Here is a 14,041-nt window from a genome sequence, read left to right on the forward strand (position 1 = left end):
CGGCCCAATCGAGCCCCGATCGGGCCGTCATGCACCACCTATGCTTGGCGGGTATGGCGTCCTCGTCGTCGTATCTGAAGGCGTTCCAGCGTCTCCTGGTGAAAGGCACCGAGAACCTCGTGTTCAACGAGGCCCCCAAACTCGTTCGCCAGCTGCAGAAATCGGAGACATTGCAGCGCGGCATCCAGCAGGGCATCCGCATCGGACTGGACGTGCTGTCCGGACCGGCTGAGTCCGCCCCGCCCGCACTGCCCGCGGGGCGGCCGGTGTCCAGCCGGTTCGTCCCGACCGCCCAGCGCGCCCGGCGGGTGTCCTATGCGCCCGACCTGGACGGCCGCGCCGATCCCGGCGAGATCGTCTGGACCTGGGTGGCCTTCGAGGACGATCCGAACCGCGGCAAGGACCGTCCGGTCCTCGTCGTCGGCCGCGACCGCAACATCCTGTTCGGGCTGATGCTGTCCAGCCAGGACCATCACCGCGACCAGCCGAACTGGGTGGGCATCGGCAGCGGCACCTGGGACTACGACGGAAGACCCAGCTGGGTCCGTCTCGACCGGGTGCTCGACGTGCCCGAGGAGGGCATCCGACGGGAGGGCGCGATTCTGGAACGCCGGGTGTTCGAGGTCGTCGCGGCGCGGCTGCGCGCCGACTACTCCTGGAGCTGAGCCGGCACTACTGCGGACGCCGCCACATCTGCCACATCGTCGGCCCACCGCCGGGCACGGTGAGCTCACCGGTCACCTCGAAACCGAACCGCAGGTAGTACGGCACGTTGGATTCTTTGGTGGACTCCAGATAGGCGGGCGCGCCCTCGGCGTCGCAGCGGTCCAGCCGGGACCGCATCAGCGCGTGCCCGAGGCCGGCGCCGCGCATGTCCGGGTCGGAACCGATCACGCCGAGGTACCAGTGCGGCTCTTCCGGATGGTGCTCCTTCATCAGGTCGGCGACGCCCTGGCCACGGCCCACATACCGACCCATCGCCAGCAGGAACGCCGGCATCATCCGCAGTTCCTCCCGCGGGGTCTGCTTCCACCGTCCGGGCGGGTCCCACAGCGCCGCCGCGCCCAGCGCGCCGGCCCAGGACGACACCTCGACCGCGTCGCCGCCCAGGAAGTGGTGCCGTGTCATCGCGCCGAACACCCGCGGCAGGGCTTTGGCGCGTTTGGCGTCGTCGGGCACCATCCACATCATCACCGGATCGTCGAAGAACGCCCGGCCGAGCACCCGCGCCAAAGCCTTGACGTCCGGCTTCTGCGCGAAGCGGACCTCGATTCCGGGCACCGGCGTCAACCCTGGGTGATGTAGGCCTGAAGGTGCTCGTGCTCGCGCTCGAGTTCCTCCATCCGGGTCTTCACCACGTCCCCGATGCTGACGATCCCGGCCAGCCGGCCGTCCACCACCACGGGGACATGCCGAACGCGGTTGTTGGTCATCAGCGCGCTCAGGCTGTCCACGGAATCCTCCGGTGTACAGGTGGCCACCATCGACGTCATGATCTCCGACACCGGGCGGCGCAACAGGTCAGCACCCACGTCATGGAGTTTACGGACGACGTCGCGCTCGGAGACGATGCCGAGCAGCCCGTCGGGCGACACCACGACCATCGCCCCGATGTTGTGCACCGACAGCTCGGTCAGCAGGCCGGCCACCGACGTCTCGGGCGTGATCGTGGCCACGGCCGAGCCCTTGTTTCGCAGCACGTCGGAAATCCGCATCGACTACCCCCTGGTGACGTAGCTCACATCAGGGTACCTCGCGCGCCCAGGCCGCGGAGCAGTTCCGCTGCCCTGTCCAATCACCCTGTGTGGCACGATTTTTCACCGCGGTTCACCGATATCTCACCGCTCGGCGGGGCCCGCAGGTACGTTCTGGCTCATGATCGAAGTCACCCTGCTGGGCACCGGAAGCCCGATCCCCGACGCCCGGCGCGCCGGCCCGTCGACCCTCGTGCGCGCCGGCGGGCAGACATTCCTGATCGACTGCGGCCGCGGGGTGCTCCAACGCGCGGCCGCCGTCGGCGTCGGCGCCAACGCCATCACCGCGCTGCTGCTGACCCACCTGCACAGCGACCACATCGCCGACCTCGGTGACGTCCTGATCAGCCGGTGGGTGTCGAACTTCGCCCCCGACCTGCCGCCGCTGCCCATCATCGGACCGCCCGGCACCGCCGAGGTCGTCGAGAACATGCTCACGGCGTTTAGCTTCGACATCGGTTACCGCATCGCCCATCACGCCGACCTGACCGCACCACCGCAGGTCGAGGTGGAGGAGGTGACAGCCGGGGTGGTGTGGGGCCGCGACGAGGTCCAGATCAGCGTTGGCCCGACCGACCACCGTCCGGTGGCTCCGACCGTCGGCTTCCGCATCGAACACCACGGCGCCTCGGTCGTGCTCGCCGGCGACACGGTGCCGTGCCGAGGCCTCGACGAACTTGCCGCCGGCGCAGGAGCGCTGGTACACACCGTGATTCGGCCCGACCTGGTCCACGCGTTGCCGATGCAGCGGATCCGGGACATCTGTGACTACCACTCGTCGGTGGAGCAGGCCGCCGAGACCGCGTCCCGCGCCGGAGTCGGCATCCTGATCCTCACCCACTACGTGCCGGCGCCGCAGCCCGGCCAGGAGGAGGAGTGGCGCGCGCTGGCCGCGTCGAAGTTCGACCGCCAGATCGAGATCGGCGACGACCTGCACCGAGTGGAGGTCCACCCGGGAGTGGCTGCTAGGCCAGCCGGGTGATCTCGACGATGACGTCGAGGTCGGTGGACCCCTCCCCGGAGTAGATGCCCTTGAGCGGGGTGACGTCCGAATAGTCGCGGCCCACCCCGACGCTGATGTACTGCTCGTTGATCTCGGCGTCGTTGGTGGGGTCGTAGTGCCACCACTGTCCCGTCCAGGCCTGAATCCAGGCGTGGCTCTGCCCGTCGACGGTGTCGCCGATCTTCGCGTCGCGCGCAGGATGCAGGTAACCCGACACGTACCGCGACGGAATCCCCATGCCGCGCAACAGCATCAGCGTCAGATGGGCGAAGTCCTGGCACACGCCCTTGCCCTCGCGCAGCGCGTCGACACCCGAGGTGTGCACCCCGGTGGTGCCCGGGACGTACTTGAGTTCACCCTGCACCCAGCGGGCGGCCTCGATCACCGCCTCGGCCGGTTCGTGGTACTTCGCGATACGCCGGCCGACCCGTTCGATGCGCTTGCTCGACGGCACATAGTGCGTCGGGGCGAGCACCTCGTCGTACTTGTCGATCACCGCCTCGGAGGCGAGATCGGTCCAGGTGACCTTGGTCTCGGGTTCCTCGGGGGTGTCCGTCTCCACCACCGAGGACGCGGTGACCTCGAGTTCGGTGTGCGGAGCGTGCAGGTCGAAGGCCGTCACCGCGGTGCCCCAGTAGTCGACGTAGCGGTAGGACCGCGTCGCGGGCACCGTCTCCACCCGGTTGAGGATCACGTTCTGCCGGGAGTCCGAACGCGGGGTCAACCGCACTTCGTTGAACGACGCGGTGACCGGCGACTTGTAGGCATAGCCGGTCGAATGCACCACGCGCATGCGCCACATATCAGATCTCCCCTTCTTCGATCACCAACGCGTTGCGGCCCGCGTCCGTCCACGCCACCCACGGAGCGGAGTGGAAGTACTGCAGCGCCAACGCTTCTCCGACGTCGAAGCAGGTCTTCTGCAGATTGGCCAGCCGCTGTTCCAGCGAGTCGAGCAGAGCGCCCGGCTGAAGGAACTCCAACTCACTGCGCGCCCTACCGAGCAGTCGCTGCGCCTCGGCGGTGGCGCCGAGCCGGTTGTGCGGCCGGTTCATCAGCTCGTCGAGGCTGTGCTCGGCCAGGCGCAGCGAGAAGAAGATCGACCGCGGGAAGAGCCGGTCGAGCAACATGAACTCGACCACCCGGCCCGCGTCGAGCACACCTCGGTAGGTCCGCAGGTAGGTGTCGTGGGCGCCGGCCGACCGCAGCAGGGTGACCCAGGCCGGGGACGACGCGCTGTCCCCGACCCGGGACAGCAGCAGACGCACGGTCATATCGACCCGTTCCAGCGCTCGGCCGAGCACCATGAACCGGTAGCCGTCGTCGCGGCTGAGGGTGGAATCGGCCAGGCCGGCGAACATCGCCGCCCGGCCCTCCACGTAGGACAGGAATTCGTGCGGGCCCAGGCGTTTGGCCGCGCGTTCCCGCTCGGCCAGGGCGTTATAGGTGGTGTTCAGGCACTCCCAGATCTCGGTGGACGTCACTTCCCGTGCGCCCCGGGCATTCTCGCGAGCCGCCGAGATGGCCTCGACGATCGAGCAGGCACCGTCGGTCTCCCGGCTGAACGCGACGATGTCGGTCAGCGACCACACATCCAGGGACTGCTCGGGAGGGTCGATGCCCAGCACGCGCAGCAGGGTGCGCGACGCCTGGTCGGGGTCGACACTGGAGTCTTCGAGCAGCTGGTGCACCGTGACGTCGAGGATCCGGGCGGTGTCGTCGGCCCGCTCGACGTAGCGGCCGATCCAGTACAGCGATTCCGCGTTCCGCGCCAACAATCGAATCGCCCCCTACTGCTGTTGCTGTTGCTGTTGATCCTGGGTGCTGTCGGCCTTGCCGCTCTTGCTGACGCCCTTCCCGGTGGCCGCCTTCGGCAGCGAGCGCACCACCTCGGCGGCGCCGAGCTCGCGGTCGGCGGCCGAAGTTCGCGACGCCAGCACCCAGGTGTCCTTGGATCCGCCGCCCTGGCTGGAGTTCACCACCAGCGACCCCTCGGGCAGCGCGACCCTGGTCAGCCCGCCGGGCAGCACCCACACCTCGTCGCCGTCGTTGACCGCGAACGGGCGCAGGTCCACGTGGCGCGGCGCCAGCTTGTCACCGATCTGGGTCGGCACCGTGGACAACTGCATGACCGGCTGGGCGATCCAGCCGCGGGGGTCGGCGGTGATCTTCTTGGTGATCGTGGCCAGCTCCTTCTCCGACGCGTCCGGACCGAACACGATGCCGTAGCCGCCCGAACCCTCCACCGGTTTGATCACCAGCTCGTCGATGCGGTCCAGGACTTCTTCGCGTTCGTCGTCGAGCCAGCAGCGGAAGGTGTCGACGTTGGCCAGCAGCGGCTTCTCCCCCAGGTAGTACTCGATGATCGTCGGCACGTACGTATACACGAGCTTGTCGTCGCCGACCCCGTTGCCGACCGCGCTGGAGATCACCACATTGCCGGCCCGGGCGGCGTTGAGGATGCCGGCGACGCCGAGCACCGAGTCCGGCTTGAACTGCATCGGGTCCAGGTAGTCGTCGTCGATACGGCGGTAGATCACGTCGACCTGGCGTTCACCCTCGGTGGTGCGCATATAGACGGCGTTGTCGCGGCAGAACAGGTCGCGGCCCTCCACCAGCTCCACGCCCATCTGCCGGGCCAACAGCGAATGCTCGAAGTACGCGGAGTTGTAGACGCCGGGGGTCAGCACGACCACCGTCGGGTCGGCGACGTTGTTGGCCGCGGCGTTGCGCAGCGCCCGCAGCAGGTGCGACGAGTAGTCGCCGACCGCGCGTACCCGGTGGGTGGCGAACAGGTTGGGGAACACGCGCGCCATGGTGCGGCGGTTCTCCATCACGTAGGAGACACCCGACGGCGACCGCAGGTTGTCCTCCAGCACCCGGAAGTTGCCCTGGTCGTCGCGGATCAGGTCGATCCCGGCGACGTGGATGCGCACCCCGTTGGGCGGGACGATGCCGACGGCCTCGCGGTGGAAGTGCTCGCACGAGGTCACCAGCCGACGCGGGATGACACCGTCGCGCAGGATCTCCTGCTCGCCGTAGATGTCGTCCAGATACATCTCCAGTGCCTGCACCCGCTGCCGGATGCCGCGTTCCAGGCGCGTCCACTCGGCCGCGGAGATCACCCGCGGCACCAGGTCCAGCGGGAACGGCCGCTCCTGACCGGACAGCGAAAACGTGATGCCCTGGTCGATGAACGCCCGGCCCAGTGCGTCGGAGCGGGCCTCCAGGTCGGCGACGTCCGACGGGGCGAGTTCCTTGTGGATGCCCTTGTACGGGCCGCGAACGTTGCCCTGCGCGTCGAACATCTCGTCGAACGCCTTGACGTAGGAACCAAGCTGGTTGTAGCCACCGAAGATGCCGTCGTGCCGCTTCGCCGGTTTCGCGGCGGTACGGGTCGTTCGTACCGTGTCGGTCGCCAAGATGTCCCCTATTCTTTGCCGGACGCACGTTGCGCGAGCATTCGAATGCCATGCTGCAGCATTCCGGCCGTTTCAGCAGGCCAGCGGAGCTCGCTTTGGGACATTTACCCACTCGCTGCTACCCTGAACAGTCGCTGCCCCAGGACGGGCGCCCACAGACTCAAGTAACCCAGTCGAGATTTAGAAGGAATACACGCGTGGCCAACATCAAGTCGCAGGAGAAGCGGAACCGCACCAACGAGCGCCGCAGACTGCGCAACAAGTCGGTGAAGTCGTCGCTTCACACGGCGGTCCGCGGATTCCGTGCGGCTGTTGATGCCGGCGACAAGGACAAGGCCGGCGAGCTGCTGGTCGCGACCAGCCGCAAGCTGGACAAGGCCGCCAGCAAAGGCGTGATCCACAAGAACCAGGCCGCCAACCGTAAGTCGGCGCTGGCCAGGGCCCTCAACAAGATCTGAGCCCCGCACTCGATCTCCCGGCTCCTGCCGGATTTCGACTTTCCTCTCGCTTCAGCCACTGGCCGGCACACGCCGCCCGGTGGCTGAACGGTTTCCTCGGCCGGTCGACCCGCGCCCACAGCTGAGCCCGGGTCCCGGTCAGCTCAGTCGCTGACCAGCTCGGCGACCGAGCGGACTGCCCTCTCCAGCGCGTAGTCGGCGTCGGCGGCCGCGCCCTTGACGTCGGCGTTCAGCGCGGCCACCAGCCGAACGGCCTGCGCCACCGACTCCCGCGACCACCGTCGCGCCTGTTTCTGTGCTTTCTGGACCCGCCACGGCGGCATGCCGAGTTCACCGGCCAGCCGGTACGGGTCGCCGGACAGCGGCGCGACCCGTGCGATGGTGTGCACGGCCTCGGCCAGCGCATCGGCGAGCACCACGTGCGGCTCGCCGGCCATCATCGCCCAGCGCAACGCCTCCGCGGCGCCGGCCACGTCACCCACGACCGCCTTGTCGGCGATGTCGAAACCTTTCACCTCCGCCCGCCCGGAGTGGTAGCGGCGGACGGCCGCGGCATCGACCGCGCCTCCGGTGTCGGCGACGAGCTGCGAGCACGCCGACGCCAGCTCGCGGATGTCCGACCCGACCGCGTCCAGCACGGCGGTCACCGCCGCGTCGTCGACCTTGACGCGCAGCGCCCGGAACTCCTTGCGGACGAAGTCGGCGCGCTCGGCGGCCTTGGTGATCCGCGCGCAGGCATGCACCTCGGCGCCGAGTTTCTTGAGCTGCTCGGCCAGCGTCTTGGCCCGGCCGCCGCCGGAGTGCAGCACCACCAGCAGGGTGCCGGGAGGCAGATCGGCGGCGGCATCCTGGATCAGCGCCACCGCGTCCTTGCCGGCCTCGGCGGCCGCCTCCAGCACCACGACCCGTTCATCGGCGAACAGCGACGGGCTGAGCAGCTCGGCGAGCTCACTGACACTGACCTCCCCGGCACGCAACCGGTCGACCGGGACGTCGGCGGTGCCTGCGGCGGCGCGGGCGGCCCCCAGCACCGCACCGACGGCGCGCTCGACCAGAAGTTCCTCGTCACCCAGAACCAGGTGCAGCCCCGTCAACTCACTCACCGCACGATGGTGTCACGTCGCGCCGACAGCGCCCAATGCCACACCACCGCAACGACGACGGCCGCCACCGCCACACACAGCACCCCGCCCGCGCCGGACGGAACGGCCACCGCGGCGGCCGGCAACCGCGCGGCACACCGCGCCACCGCCAGCAACCACCACACCTCCGGACCGGTGAAGCGGATCAACAACTCCGCTCCCGGCGGCCACAGCGGGCTCAGCGCCGCCGCGGCCGACCCCAGCACGGTGATCGGCGGGATCACCGGCGCCACGACCAGATTCGCAACCACTGCGACCAGGCTCACCGAACCCGAGATGCCGGCGATCAGCGGCGCTGTGACCAGTTGCGCGGCGACGGCGACGCTGACCGCGTCGGCGAGGGGCTTCGGCCAGCCCCGCCCGGCCAGGCGCTGTGACCATGCCGGCGCGAGGACGACCAACGCGGCAGTGGCCGACACCGACAGCGCGAACCCGGCGTCCACGGCGAGCCTGGGCGCGCCGACCATCAACGCGATCACCGTGGCCGCCAGCGCGGGCACGGCCTGTCTGCGCCGGTGCGACAGCACCGCCAACAACGTGATGGCGCCCATCAGGGCGGCCCGCAGCACGCTGGGCGAGGGTTGCACGACCACGACGAACGCGACGAGTGCGAGCGCGGCGAGCGCGACCGCGGCCCGCGGTCCGATCAGCGCGGCCGACAACAGCACCGCCCCGCACACGATCGTCACGTTCGCACCCGACACCGCGGTCAGATGGGTGAGCCCGGCGGCCCGGAACTCCGCGGCGGTCTGCGCCGGGACCGCGGACATGTCGCCGAGCACCAGCGCCGGCAGCATTGCGGCCTGGTCGGGCGGCAACGCCAGGCGCGCGGCGGCGGCGAACCCGGCGCGCAGCCGGTGAGCCGACCGGTGGATCGGCGCTGCCTCGCCCACCACCGGCGCACCGTGCGCCGCCAGCACCGCCACGGTGAGGTCGCGGCGCTTCGGAGCGCTGACTCGCGCGCGGAACCGCGCAGGCTGCCCGGCCGTGAGGCTCGCATAGGCCGCGCCGGACGCGAACACCACCACATCGCCCGAGGACGGGCCGCCGTCGAGCTGCACCAGCGCGCCGCGGATCAGCGTGCGGCCTCCCTCCAGCACCCGCGGTGTCTCCGACGGCGTCACGGTCACCGTGACGTCCGAGCCCATGTAGCGCGTGATCGGATGGCCGGCCACGGCGTCGACGCGGACCGCGATCGCGACCCCGAATCCGCCGCCGACCAGCGCCACCGCGGCCACCCCGGCCGCGATCGGCTTCCGGTCGCCGCCCGCCCGCCGGGTCCCCCACCAGCCGGCGGCGAAGGCGGCCCCGACCGCGGCCACCGCGGCAGCCGCCGCACCCGCCTGGAGCCACAGGATCCCCGCCGCCGTGACCGCCCAACTGGTCAGCGCGGCCGGCACCAGGCGCAGGTCCACCGGGTCACACCCGGACCAGCGTGCGCAGCTTGTCCAGCCGCGCCGGGCCGATGCCGTCGACGTCGCCGAGTTGATCAACGCTGTCGAACCGGCCGTTGGCGTCGCGCCACGCGATGATCGCCGCCGCGGTGACCGGACCAATGCCCGGCAGGGTGTCGAGTTGCTCGGCGGTGGCCGTGTTCAGGTCGACCAATCCCGTTGTTGCCGAACCGGATTCGCGGGCGGACGGCGTCCCCGGCGAGGAGGGCTCGGACACGATCGAGCTGCCCATCTCGGCCGGCTGACCGGGCGCCGCAGCGATCCCGACCACGATCTGTTCGCCGTCGGCGACCCTGCGCGCCATGTTCAGCCCGAGCACGTCGGCGCCGTCGAGGGCCCCGCCGGCCGCATCCACCGCGTCGGCGATCCTGGCGCCCGGCTTCAGGGTCACCAGACCCGGGGTGTGCACCAGACCCACCACGCTGACCACCACAGGTTCGGCGGGCCCGGGTGACGCCGGCCCCGCGGTGGGGGCGGCCGAGGACACCATTTTCACCGGCGGGAGTTTGGCCGACACCACCGCCGGTGGACTGTCCCGGATCAGGGTCACGACGGTGACCAGCACCGCGGCCACACCGACGACGAAGAGCGCCAGGACCCCGGCCCGGCCGGGATCGGCGCGGATCCTCGCCAGCAGCGTCGACGGCCCGTCCTGCGCCGCTGCGGGCAACCACCGTGACAGCAGCGTGTCGGGCGGATCGTCGTCGTCCTCGGCGTCGTCCTCGGCGTCGGGAGCAGCGTCGGGAGCGGCGGCGTCCTGCGCGGCGCCGATCCGCCGTCGCAGCCGCTCGGCGGGCGTTTCGGTGGACATGGCGCGACCGTATGCGCCCGTGGCGACAGCACTGCGCCGATGCGGGGGCGTTGGGCCCAACCTGGGGATGAACTCCGCTTTGGGGACAACGGTGGCTAGCATTGCTCTTCGATATGAACCGCCGAGCCCCGTTGATCGCAGGTGTGGCGTTCGCGGTGCTCTACGCGACGGCAGTGCTGCTGCTCCCCGCCCTGCCCGGCCCCGACGCCGGCGTCGCCCGGATCGAGGCCCTGCTGCTGGTGGCCTCGGCGCTCACACTGGTCGTGGTACTCGCCTTCGCCCGGGACCGGCTGACGGGTCCGCCCGCTCATCTGTTCACCATCGGATCGGCACTGCTGGCCGCCCAGCTGTGCGTGGCGGCGTGGTTCGCCGCCGGGCCCGAACTGAGGCCCGGTCAGGTCACCGCCGGCACCGCGCGCGCCCTCGACGACATCGGGGCGATGTGGCTGCCGGTCGCCACGATCGCCAACATCCTGGTGGCCGTCCCGATCCTGTTGACCGCCAACGAGGGCCGTCTCCCCCGCTGGCTGGGAACCGCCGCGGCGGTGTTCACGGTGGAACAGATGATCGAGACGATCACCATCATCGGCCCGCCCGGCAGCTTCATCTCCCCCGGCGGCCCGATGAACCACTATCTGGGAGGAACCCTGACCGCCGCCTTCTTCCTCGCTCTCGGCGTCGCGCTTGTCCTGCCCGCGTCTGCGGCTGCGCCCGTCGACGCACCCGCCGACGAGACCCCGGTGGACTGATGGCCCCGCCCCGCCTGGTGCCGGCCTGCACCGCCGACACCGCCGCGGCCGACAGTCTGCGCGCCGAGGTCCGCGCGTTCCTCGCCGAACAGCTCGCCGCCGGCGCGTTCACCCCGACCGCGGACGCGTGGTTGTGCGCATGGGACGAGAACTTCACCGCCGCGCTCGCCGCGCGCGGCTGGCTCGGCATGACCGTCCCGGTCGACTACGGCGGGCACGGCCGCAGCTTCCTGGAACGGTTTGTCGTCACCGAGGAATTGCTTGCCGCCGGAGCGCCGGTGGCCGCACACTGGATCGCCGACCGGCAGATCGTGCCGTCGCTGCTCAAGTACGGAACCGAGGCGCAGAAGACGGAGTTCCTGCCCCGGATCGCGCGCGGGCAGTGCTTCTTCGGCATCGGGATGAGCGAGCCGGATTCCGGGTCAGATCTGGCCAGCGTGCGCACCCGCGCCGAACGGGTCGACGGCGGCTGGCGGCTGTCCGGCACCAAGGTCTGGACGTCGGGGGCCCACCTGGCGCACGCGTTCATCGCGCTGGCGCGCACCGCCCCGGTGGATCCGCAGCACCGGCATGCCGGTTTGAGCCAGTTCATCGTCGATCTGCGCGGTGACGGGGTCGAGATCCGCCCGATCGTCTCGATGAACGGCTCCCATCACTTCAACGAGGTGATCCTCGACGGCGCCTTCGTGCCCGACGACATGGTGTTCGGCACCATCGGCGAAGGCTGGACACAGGTCACCTCCGAGCTGAGCTTCGAACGCAGCGGGCCGGAACGGTTCCTGTCGACGTTCGTCCTGCTCGACGCCTGCGCCGAAGCCGTCGCCTCACAACGGGTTTCCCGCAGCGACGAGTTGGGACGGCTGGTGGCCCGGGTCGCCGGGCTGCACCAGATGTCGTCCGCGGTGGCCGGCGCGCTGCAACGCCACGAATCCGCGGACGTGGCGGCGGCCGTGGTCAAGGTGCTGGGCACCACCACCGAGGGCGACATCGCCGAGTACGCCCACCTCTCGCTGGATGACGCTGCGCCGCAACAGTTCACGGCGATGGCGAACCTGGCGGTCGATCAGCGTCCCGGCTTCACCCTGCGCGGCGGCACGAACGAGGTGTTGCGCGGAGTCATCGCGCGCGGATTGGGGATCCGATGACGATGCCCGGGGTCGACCCCGCACTGGCCGAGATGATGGACGCCGTGTTCGCCGAACACGGCACCGACGAGGACCTGTGGAGCCGGCTCGACGCGCTGGGCCTGGTACGCCTCACGGGCCCCGAGGAGTCCGGCGGCAGTGGCGCCGGGTGGCACGAGGCCGCCGAACTGCTGTCGGCGGCGGTGCGGCACGGCGTGCGGGCACCGCTGGCGGAGAACGATCTGCTGGCGAGCTGGGTGCTGGACGCCGCCGGGATCCGATATGACGCCGCGGTGCGGACGGTGGCCGTGCTGGACGGGACGGGAACCGCCGGCACGGTGCCCTGGGCGTCACGGGCCGACCGTGTGGTCGTCATCTGGCCGGACGACGCCGGCTGGCTGGCCGCCGATGTGGCCGTCGAAGCGGTGACCATCGCGCCGGGAGCCAACCTGATCGGTGAGCCCAGAGACGATGTGGCAGTGGATATCTCGTCGCTACAGGGGGTTCGTGTCGGTGCCGGGCTGGTCGCACAGCTGCAATTGAGGTCGGCGCTGACCCGGGCCATCCAGGTCTGTGCGGCGCTCGACGGTGCGCTGGAACTGTCGATCGAGCACGCCTCGGCGCGTGTCCAGTTCGGCCGGCCGCTGGCGAAGTTCCAGGCAGTTCAACACCTGATCTCTGACATCGCCGCCGAGGCCGCGCTGGCCCGGTCGGCCACCGAGGCGGCCCTCGCCGTCGCCGTCGACAGCGACTGGTCCTCTCCCCGGGTGGAGTTCCTGGTCGCCGCGGCGCGGTCATGCACCGGGCACGCCACGTCGGTGGTCGTGCGGAACGCCCACCAGGTGCTCGGTGCGATCGGCACCACCCGTGAGCACCGTCTGCACGAATTCACCCGCGCCGCGCTGGCATGGCGTTCGGAGTTCGGATCGGTCCGCCACTGGGACGGGCTGCTCACCGACATGGCGACCCAGACCGGACCGCACACGTTGTGGAACCTGATCGCCCCGTAGCGCTCAGCGCACGATCACCGAGCTGGGTTCCCTTGGTGCTCCGAGCATCTCGCGATGCGACGGTGGGGTGCGGCCGCCCTCGTCGATGATGCCGTAGCGCGCAGCGGCTTCGGCGGCGATCAGGGTGTGCCCGCTGAGGCCGTCCAGATCCGGATCGCGGTACAGCGCGTCGATCACATGACCGGTGAACTCCGGCGTCTCGGCCTGCTCGGCGAACGCCGCCAGCGCGTCGGGGTTGCCGTCGAACGCCGAGCGCAGCTTCTCGGTGAGCAGGATCCCCATCCACACCGAGACGGTCGCGACGCCGGTACCGCGGAAGTCGACCGCCATGTCCGCGGCCATCTTGTCCACCCCCGCCTTTTGTGCGCCGTAGGCCGGGCCGTGCATGTAGCAGACCGAGCCGGGCGAGGACGTGAAGGCGATCAACCCGTGCCGCTGGGCGATCAGCAGCGGCGCGGCGTGCCACGACGCGACGTACGCCGACCGCAGTCCCACGTCGAGCACGTCGGCCAGGTCGCGGGGTTTCTGCCAGAACGGCTTCGGACTGACCAGCCCGTCGGCGATCACCGCGGCGTTGTTGACCAGCAGGTCCAGCCTGCCCGCCTCGGCGCCCACCCGGTCGAACAGCGCCCCCACGGCGTCGTCGTCGCGATGATCGACGCGCACCCCGGTGCCCCACGGCGCATCGTCGGCCACCGTGCGCCCGGTGCCGTAGACCCGCCATCCCCGGCCCGCCAGGGCCGTCGCGATCCCCAGTCCTGCGCCGCGGCTGGCACCCGTCACCACGGCCACCGGCGCCATCTCACCCATTCCGCCACCTTAGCCCGGATTTTTCGTGGTAATTGGTGTGGGCTCGGTTTGATGTCGAGTTATGTTGCTGGGTAGTGGGTTTCGTGTGGTGGCGTGGTTGATCGGTCCCGTGTCGCCGGGCGGGCGGGCTTTCCAGGGCCAGTTGGTCTTTCATAGTCGATCGGTCAGATGGGCCGGGGTTCTATCCGAAGGCGGTGCGGATGCGTTGCCAGGCGGCCGCGATCTGCGATGCCCACCGCCAGGTGACATCGATACGTAGTCGCAGTTGGCGTGCGCCGCGGGTGACACGGGCCGCGACGTGCAG

The 14,041-nt window shown here is 70.3% G+C and carries 15 protein-coding genes; 6 read left to right on the forward strand and 9 right to left on the reverse strand.

The features are described from left to right. Positions 1-53: 53 nt before the first annotated feature. Positions 54-665: a type II toxin-antitoxin system PemK/MazF family toxin gene (locus tag ACXMYJ_RS11030; protein ID WP_260754165.1), complete on the forward strand. Its 612-nt coding sequence runs from the start codon at positions 54-56 to the stop codon at positions 663-665. Positions 666-672: 7 nt separating this feature from the next. Here the strand turns inward: ACXMYJ_RS11030 and ACXMYJ_RS11035 are convergent, their stop codons facing one another. Together ACXMYJ_RS11035 and ACXMYJ_RS11040 are read right to left on the reverse strand one after the other, a co-directional pair. Continuing rightward, complete coding sequence (locus ACXMYJ_RS11035) at positions 673-1,281, reverse strand: GNAT family N-acetyltransferase (RefSeq protein WP_260754166.1); 609 nt, start codon at positions 1,279-1,281, stop codon at positions 673-675. Between the two features lie 5 nt (positions 1,282-1,286). Then, complete coding sequence (locus ACXMYJ_RS11040; RefSeq protein WP_260754167.1) at positions 1,287-1,715, reverse strand: CBS domain-containing protein; 429 nt, start codon at positions 1,713-1,715, stop codon at positions 1,287-1,289. Positions 1,716-1,875: 160 nt separating this feature from the next. Here ACXMYJ_RS11040 and ACXMYJ_RS11045 point away from each other — a divergent pair, with 160 nt between their 5' ends. Beyond that, positions 1,876-2,736: a ribonuclease Z gene (locus ACXMYJ_RS11045; protein WP_460356068.1), complete on the forward strand. Its 861-nt coding sequence runs from the start codon at positions 1,876-1,878 to the stop codon at positions 2,734-2,736. On the opposite strand, the gene ACXMYJ_RS11050 is transcribed toward ACXMYJ_RS11045, so the two are convergent. The 3 genes from ACXMYJ_RS11050 to ACXMYJ_RS11060 are packed head-to-tail and all read right to left on the reverse strand — an operon-like array spanning position 2,720 to position 6,179. Beyond that, complete coding sequence (locus ACXMYJ_RS11050) at positions 2,720-3,559, reverse strand: transglutaminase family protein (protein WP_460356071.1); 840 nt, start codon at positions 3,557-3,559, stop codon at positions 2,720-2,722. The genes ACXMYJ_RS11045 and ACXMYJ_RS11050 overlap by 17 nt on opposite strands. Position 3,560: 1 nt before the next feature. Further along, positions 3,561-4,535: an alpha-E domain-containing protein gene (locus ACXMYJ_RS11055; RefSeq protein WP_260754172.1), complete on the reverse strand. Its 975-nt coding sequence runs from the start codon at positions 4,533-4,535 to the stop codon at positions 3,561-3,563. Positions 4,536-4,547: 12 nt separating this feature from the next. Beyond that, on the reverse strand, positions 4,548-6,179 hold the full coding sequence (locus tag ACXMYJ_RS11060; RefSeq protein ID WP_260754173.1) for a circularly permuted type 2 ATP-grasp protein: 1,632 nt from the start codon (positions 6,177-6,179) through the stop codon (positions 4,548-4,550). Positions 6,180-6,376: 197 nt separating this feature from the next. On the opposite strand from ACXMYJ_RS11060, the gene rpsT reads away from it, so the two are divergent. After that, on the forward strand, positions 6,377-6,637 hold the full coding sequence (rpsT, locus tag ACXMYJ_RS11065) for a 30S ribosomal protein S20 (RefSeq protein WP_260754174.1): 261 nt from the start codon (positions 6,377-6,379) through the stop codon (positions 6,635-6,637). Positions 6,638-6,780: 143 nt separating this feature from the next. Here the strand turns inward: rpsT and holA are convergent, their stop codons facing one another. From holA to ACXMYJ_RS11080, 3 genes are read right to left on the reverse strand one after another with little or no spacing between them, the layout of a single operon-like run. Next, entirely contained in the window at positions 6,781-7,722 is a 942-nt protein-coding gene (gene holA, locus ACXMYJ_RS11070; RefSeq protein ID WP_260758188.1) for a DNA polymerase III subunit delta, read from the reverse strand. Positions 7,723-7,736: 14 nt separating this feature from the next. After that, entirely contained in the window at positions 7,737-9,194 is a 1,458-nt protein-coding gene (locus ACXMYJ_RS11075; protein ID WP_460356074.1) for a ComEC/Rec2 family competence protein, read from the reverse strand. Positions 9,195-9,198: 4 nt separating this feature from the next. Then, the gene (locus ACXMYJ_RS11080; protein WP_260754176.1) at positions 9,199-10,044 is read right to left on the reverse strand and encodes a ComEA family DNA-binding protein; all 846 of its coding nucleotides are present in this window, start codon (positions 10,042-10,044) and stop codon (positions 9,199-9,201) included. 113 nt (positions 10,045-10,157) lie between these two features. On the opposite strand from ACXMYJ_RS11080, the gene ACXMYJ_RS11085 reads away from it, so the two are divergent. From ACXMYJ_RS11085 to ACXMYJ_RS11095, 3 genes are read left to right on the forward strand one after another with little or no spacing between them, the layout of a single operon-like run. After that, positions 10,158-10,793, forward strand: a complete 636-nt coding sequence (locus ACXMYJ_RS11085; RefSeq protein ID WP_460356078.1) for a hypothetical protein — start codon at positions 10,158-10,160, stop codon at positions 10,791-10,793. Continuing rightward, a complete protein-coding gene (locus ACXMYJ_RS11090; protein ID WP_460356081.1) occupies positions 10,793-11,938 on the forward strand; it encodes an acyl-CoA dehydrogenase family protein in 1,146 nt (381 codons plus the stop codon). The genes ACXMYJ_RS11085 and ACXMYJ_RS11090 overlap by 1 nt, the downstream gene beginning before the upstream one ends. After that, entirely contained in the window at positions 11,935-12,927 is a 993-nt protein-coding gene (locus tag ACXMYJ_RS11095) for an acyl-CoA dehydrogenase family protein (RefSeq protein WP_460356084.1), read from the forward strand. Before ACXMYJ_RS11090 ends, ACXMYJ_RS11095 begins: the two co-directional genes overlap by 4 nt. A 3-nt stretch (positions 12,928-12,930) precedes the next feature. Here the strand turns inward: ACXMYJ_RS11095 and ACXMYJ_RS11100 are convergent, their stop codons facing one another. After that, a complete protein-coding gene (locus ACXMYJ_RS11100) occupies positions 12,931-13,737 on the reverse strand; it encodes an SDR family NAD(P)-dependent oxidoreductase (RefSeq protein ID WP_460356087.1) in 807 nt (268 codons plus the stop codon). Between the last annotated feature and the right edge of the window lie 304 nt (positions 13,738-14,041).

It is taken from the genome of Mycobacterium sp. ZZG (assembly GCF_054786995.1).

Excerpts from the sequence above, each read along its gene's own strand:
- ACXMYJ_RS11045 (WP_460356068.1), top strand. The coding sequence starts at position 1,876 with ATGATCGAAGTCACCCTGCTGGGCACCGGAAGCCCGATCCCCGACGCC.
- ACXMYJ_RS11080 (WP_260754176.1), bottom strand. The coding sequence starts at position 10,044 with ATGTCCACCGAAACGCCCGCCGAGCGGCTGCGACGGCGGATCGGCGCC.
- ACXMYJ_RS11085 (WP_460356078.1), top strand. The coding sequence starts at position 10,158 with ATGAACCGCCGAGCCCCGTTGATCGCAGGTGTGGCGTTCGCGGTGCTC.
- ACXMYJ_RS11030 (WP_260754165.1), top strand. The coding sequence starts at position 54 with ATGGCGTCCTCGTCGTCGTATCTGAAGGCGTTCCAGCGTCTCCTGGTG.
- ACXMYJ_RS11095 (WP_460356084.1), top strand. The coding sequence starts at position 11,935 with ATGACGATGCCCGGGGTCGACCCCGCACTGGCCGAGATGATGGACGCC.
- ACXMYJ_RS11050 (WP_460356071.1), bottom strand. The coding sequence starts at position 3,559 with ATGTGGCGCATGCGCGTGGTGCATTCGACCGGCTATGCCTACAAGTCG.
- ACXMYJ_RS11040 (WP_260754167.1), bottom strand. The coding sequence starts at position 1,715 with ATGCGGATTTCCGACGTGCTGCGAAACAAGGGCTCGGCCGTGGCCACG.
- ACXMYJ_RS11090 (WP_460356081.1), top strand. The coding sequence starts at position 10,793 with ATGGCCCCGCCCCGCCTGGTGCCGGCCTGCACCGCCGACACCGCCGCG.
- ACXMYJ_RS11100 (WP_460356087.1), bottom strand. The coding sequence starts at position 13,737 with ATGGGTGAGATGGCGCCGGTGGCCGTGGTGACGGGTGCCAGCCGCGGC.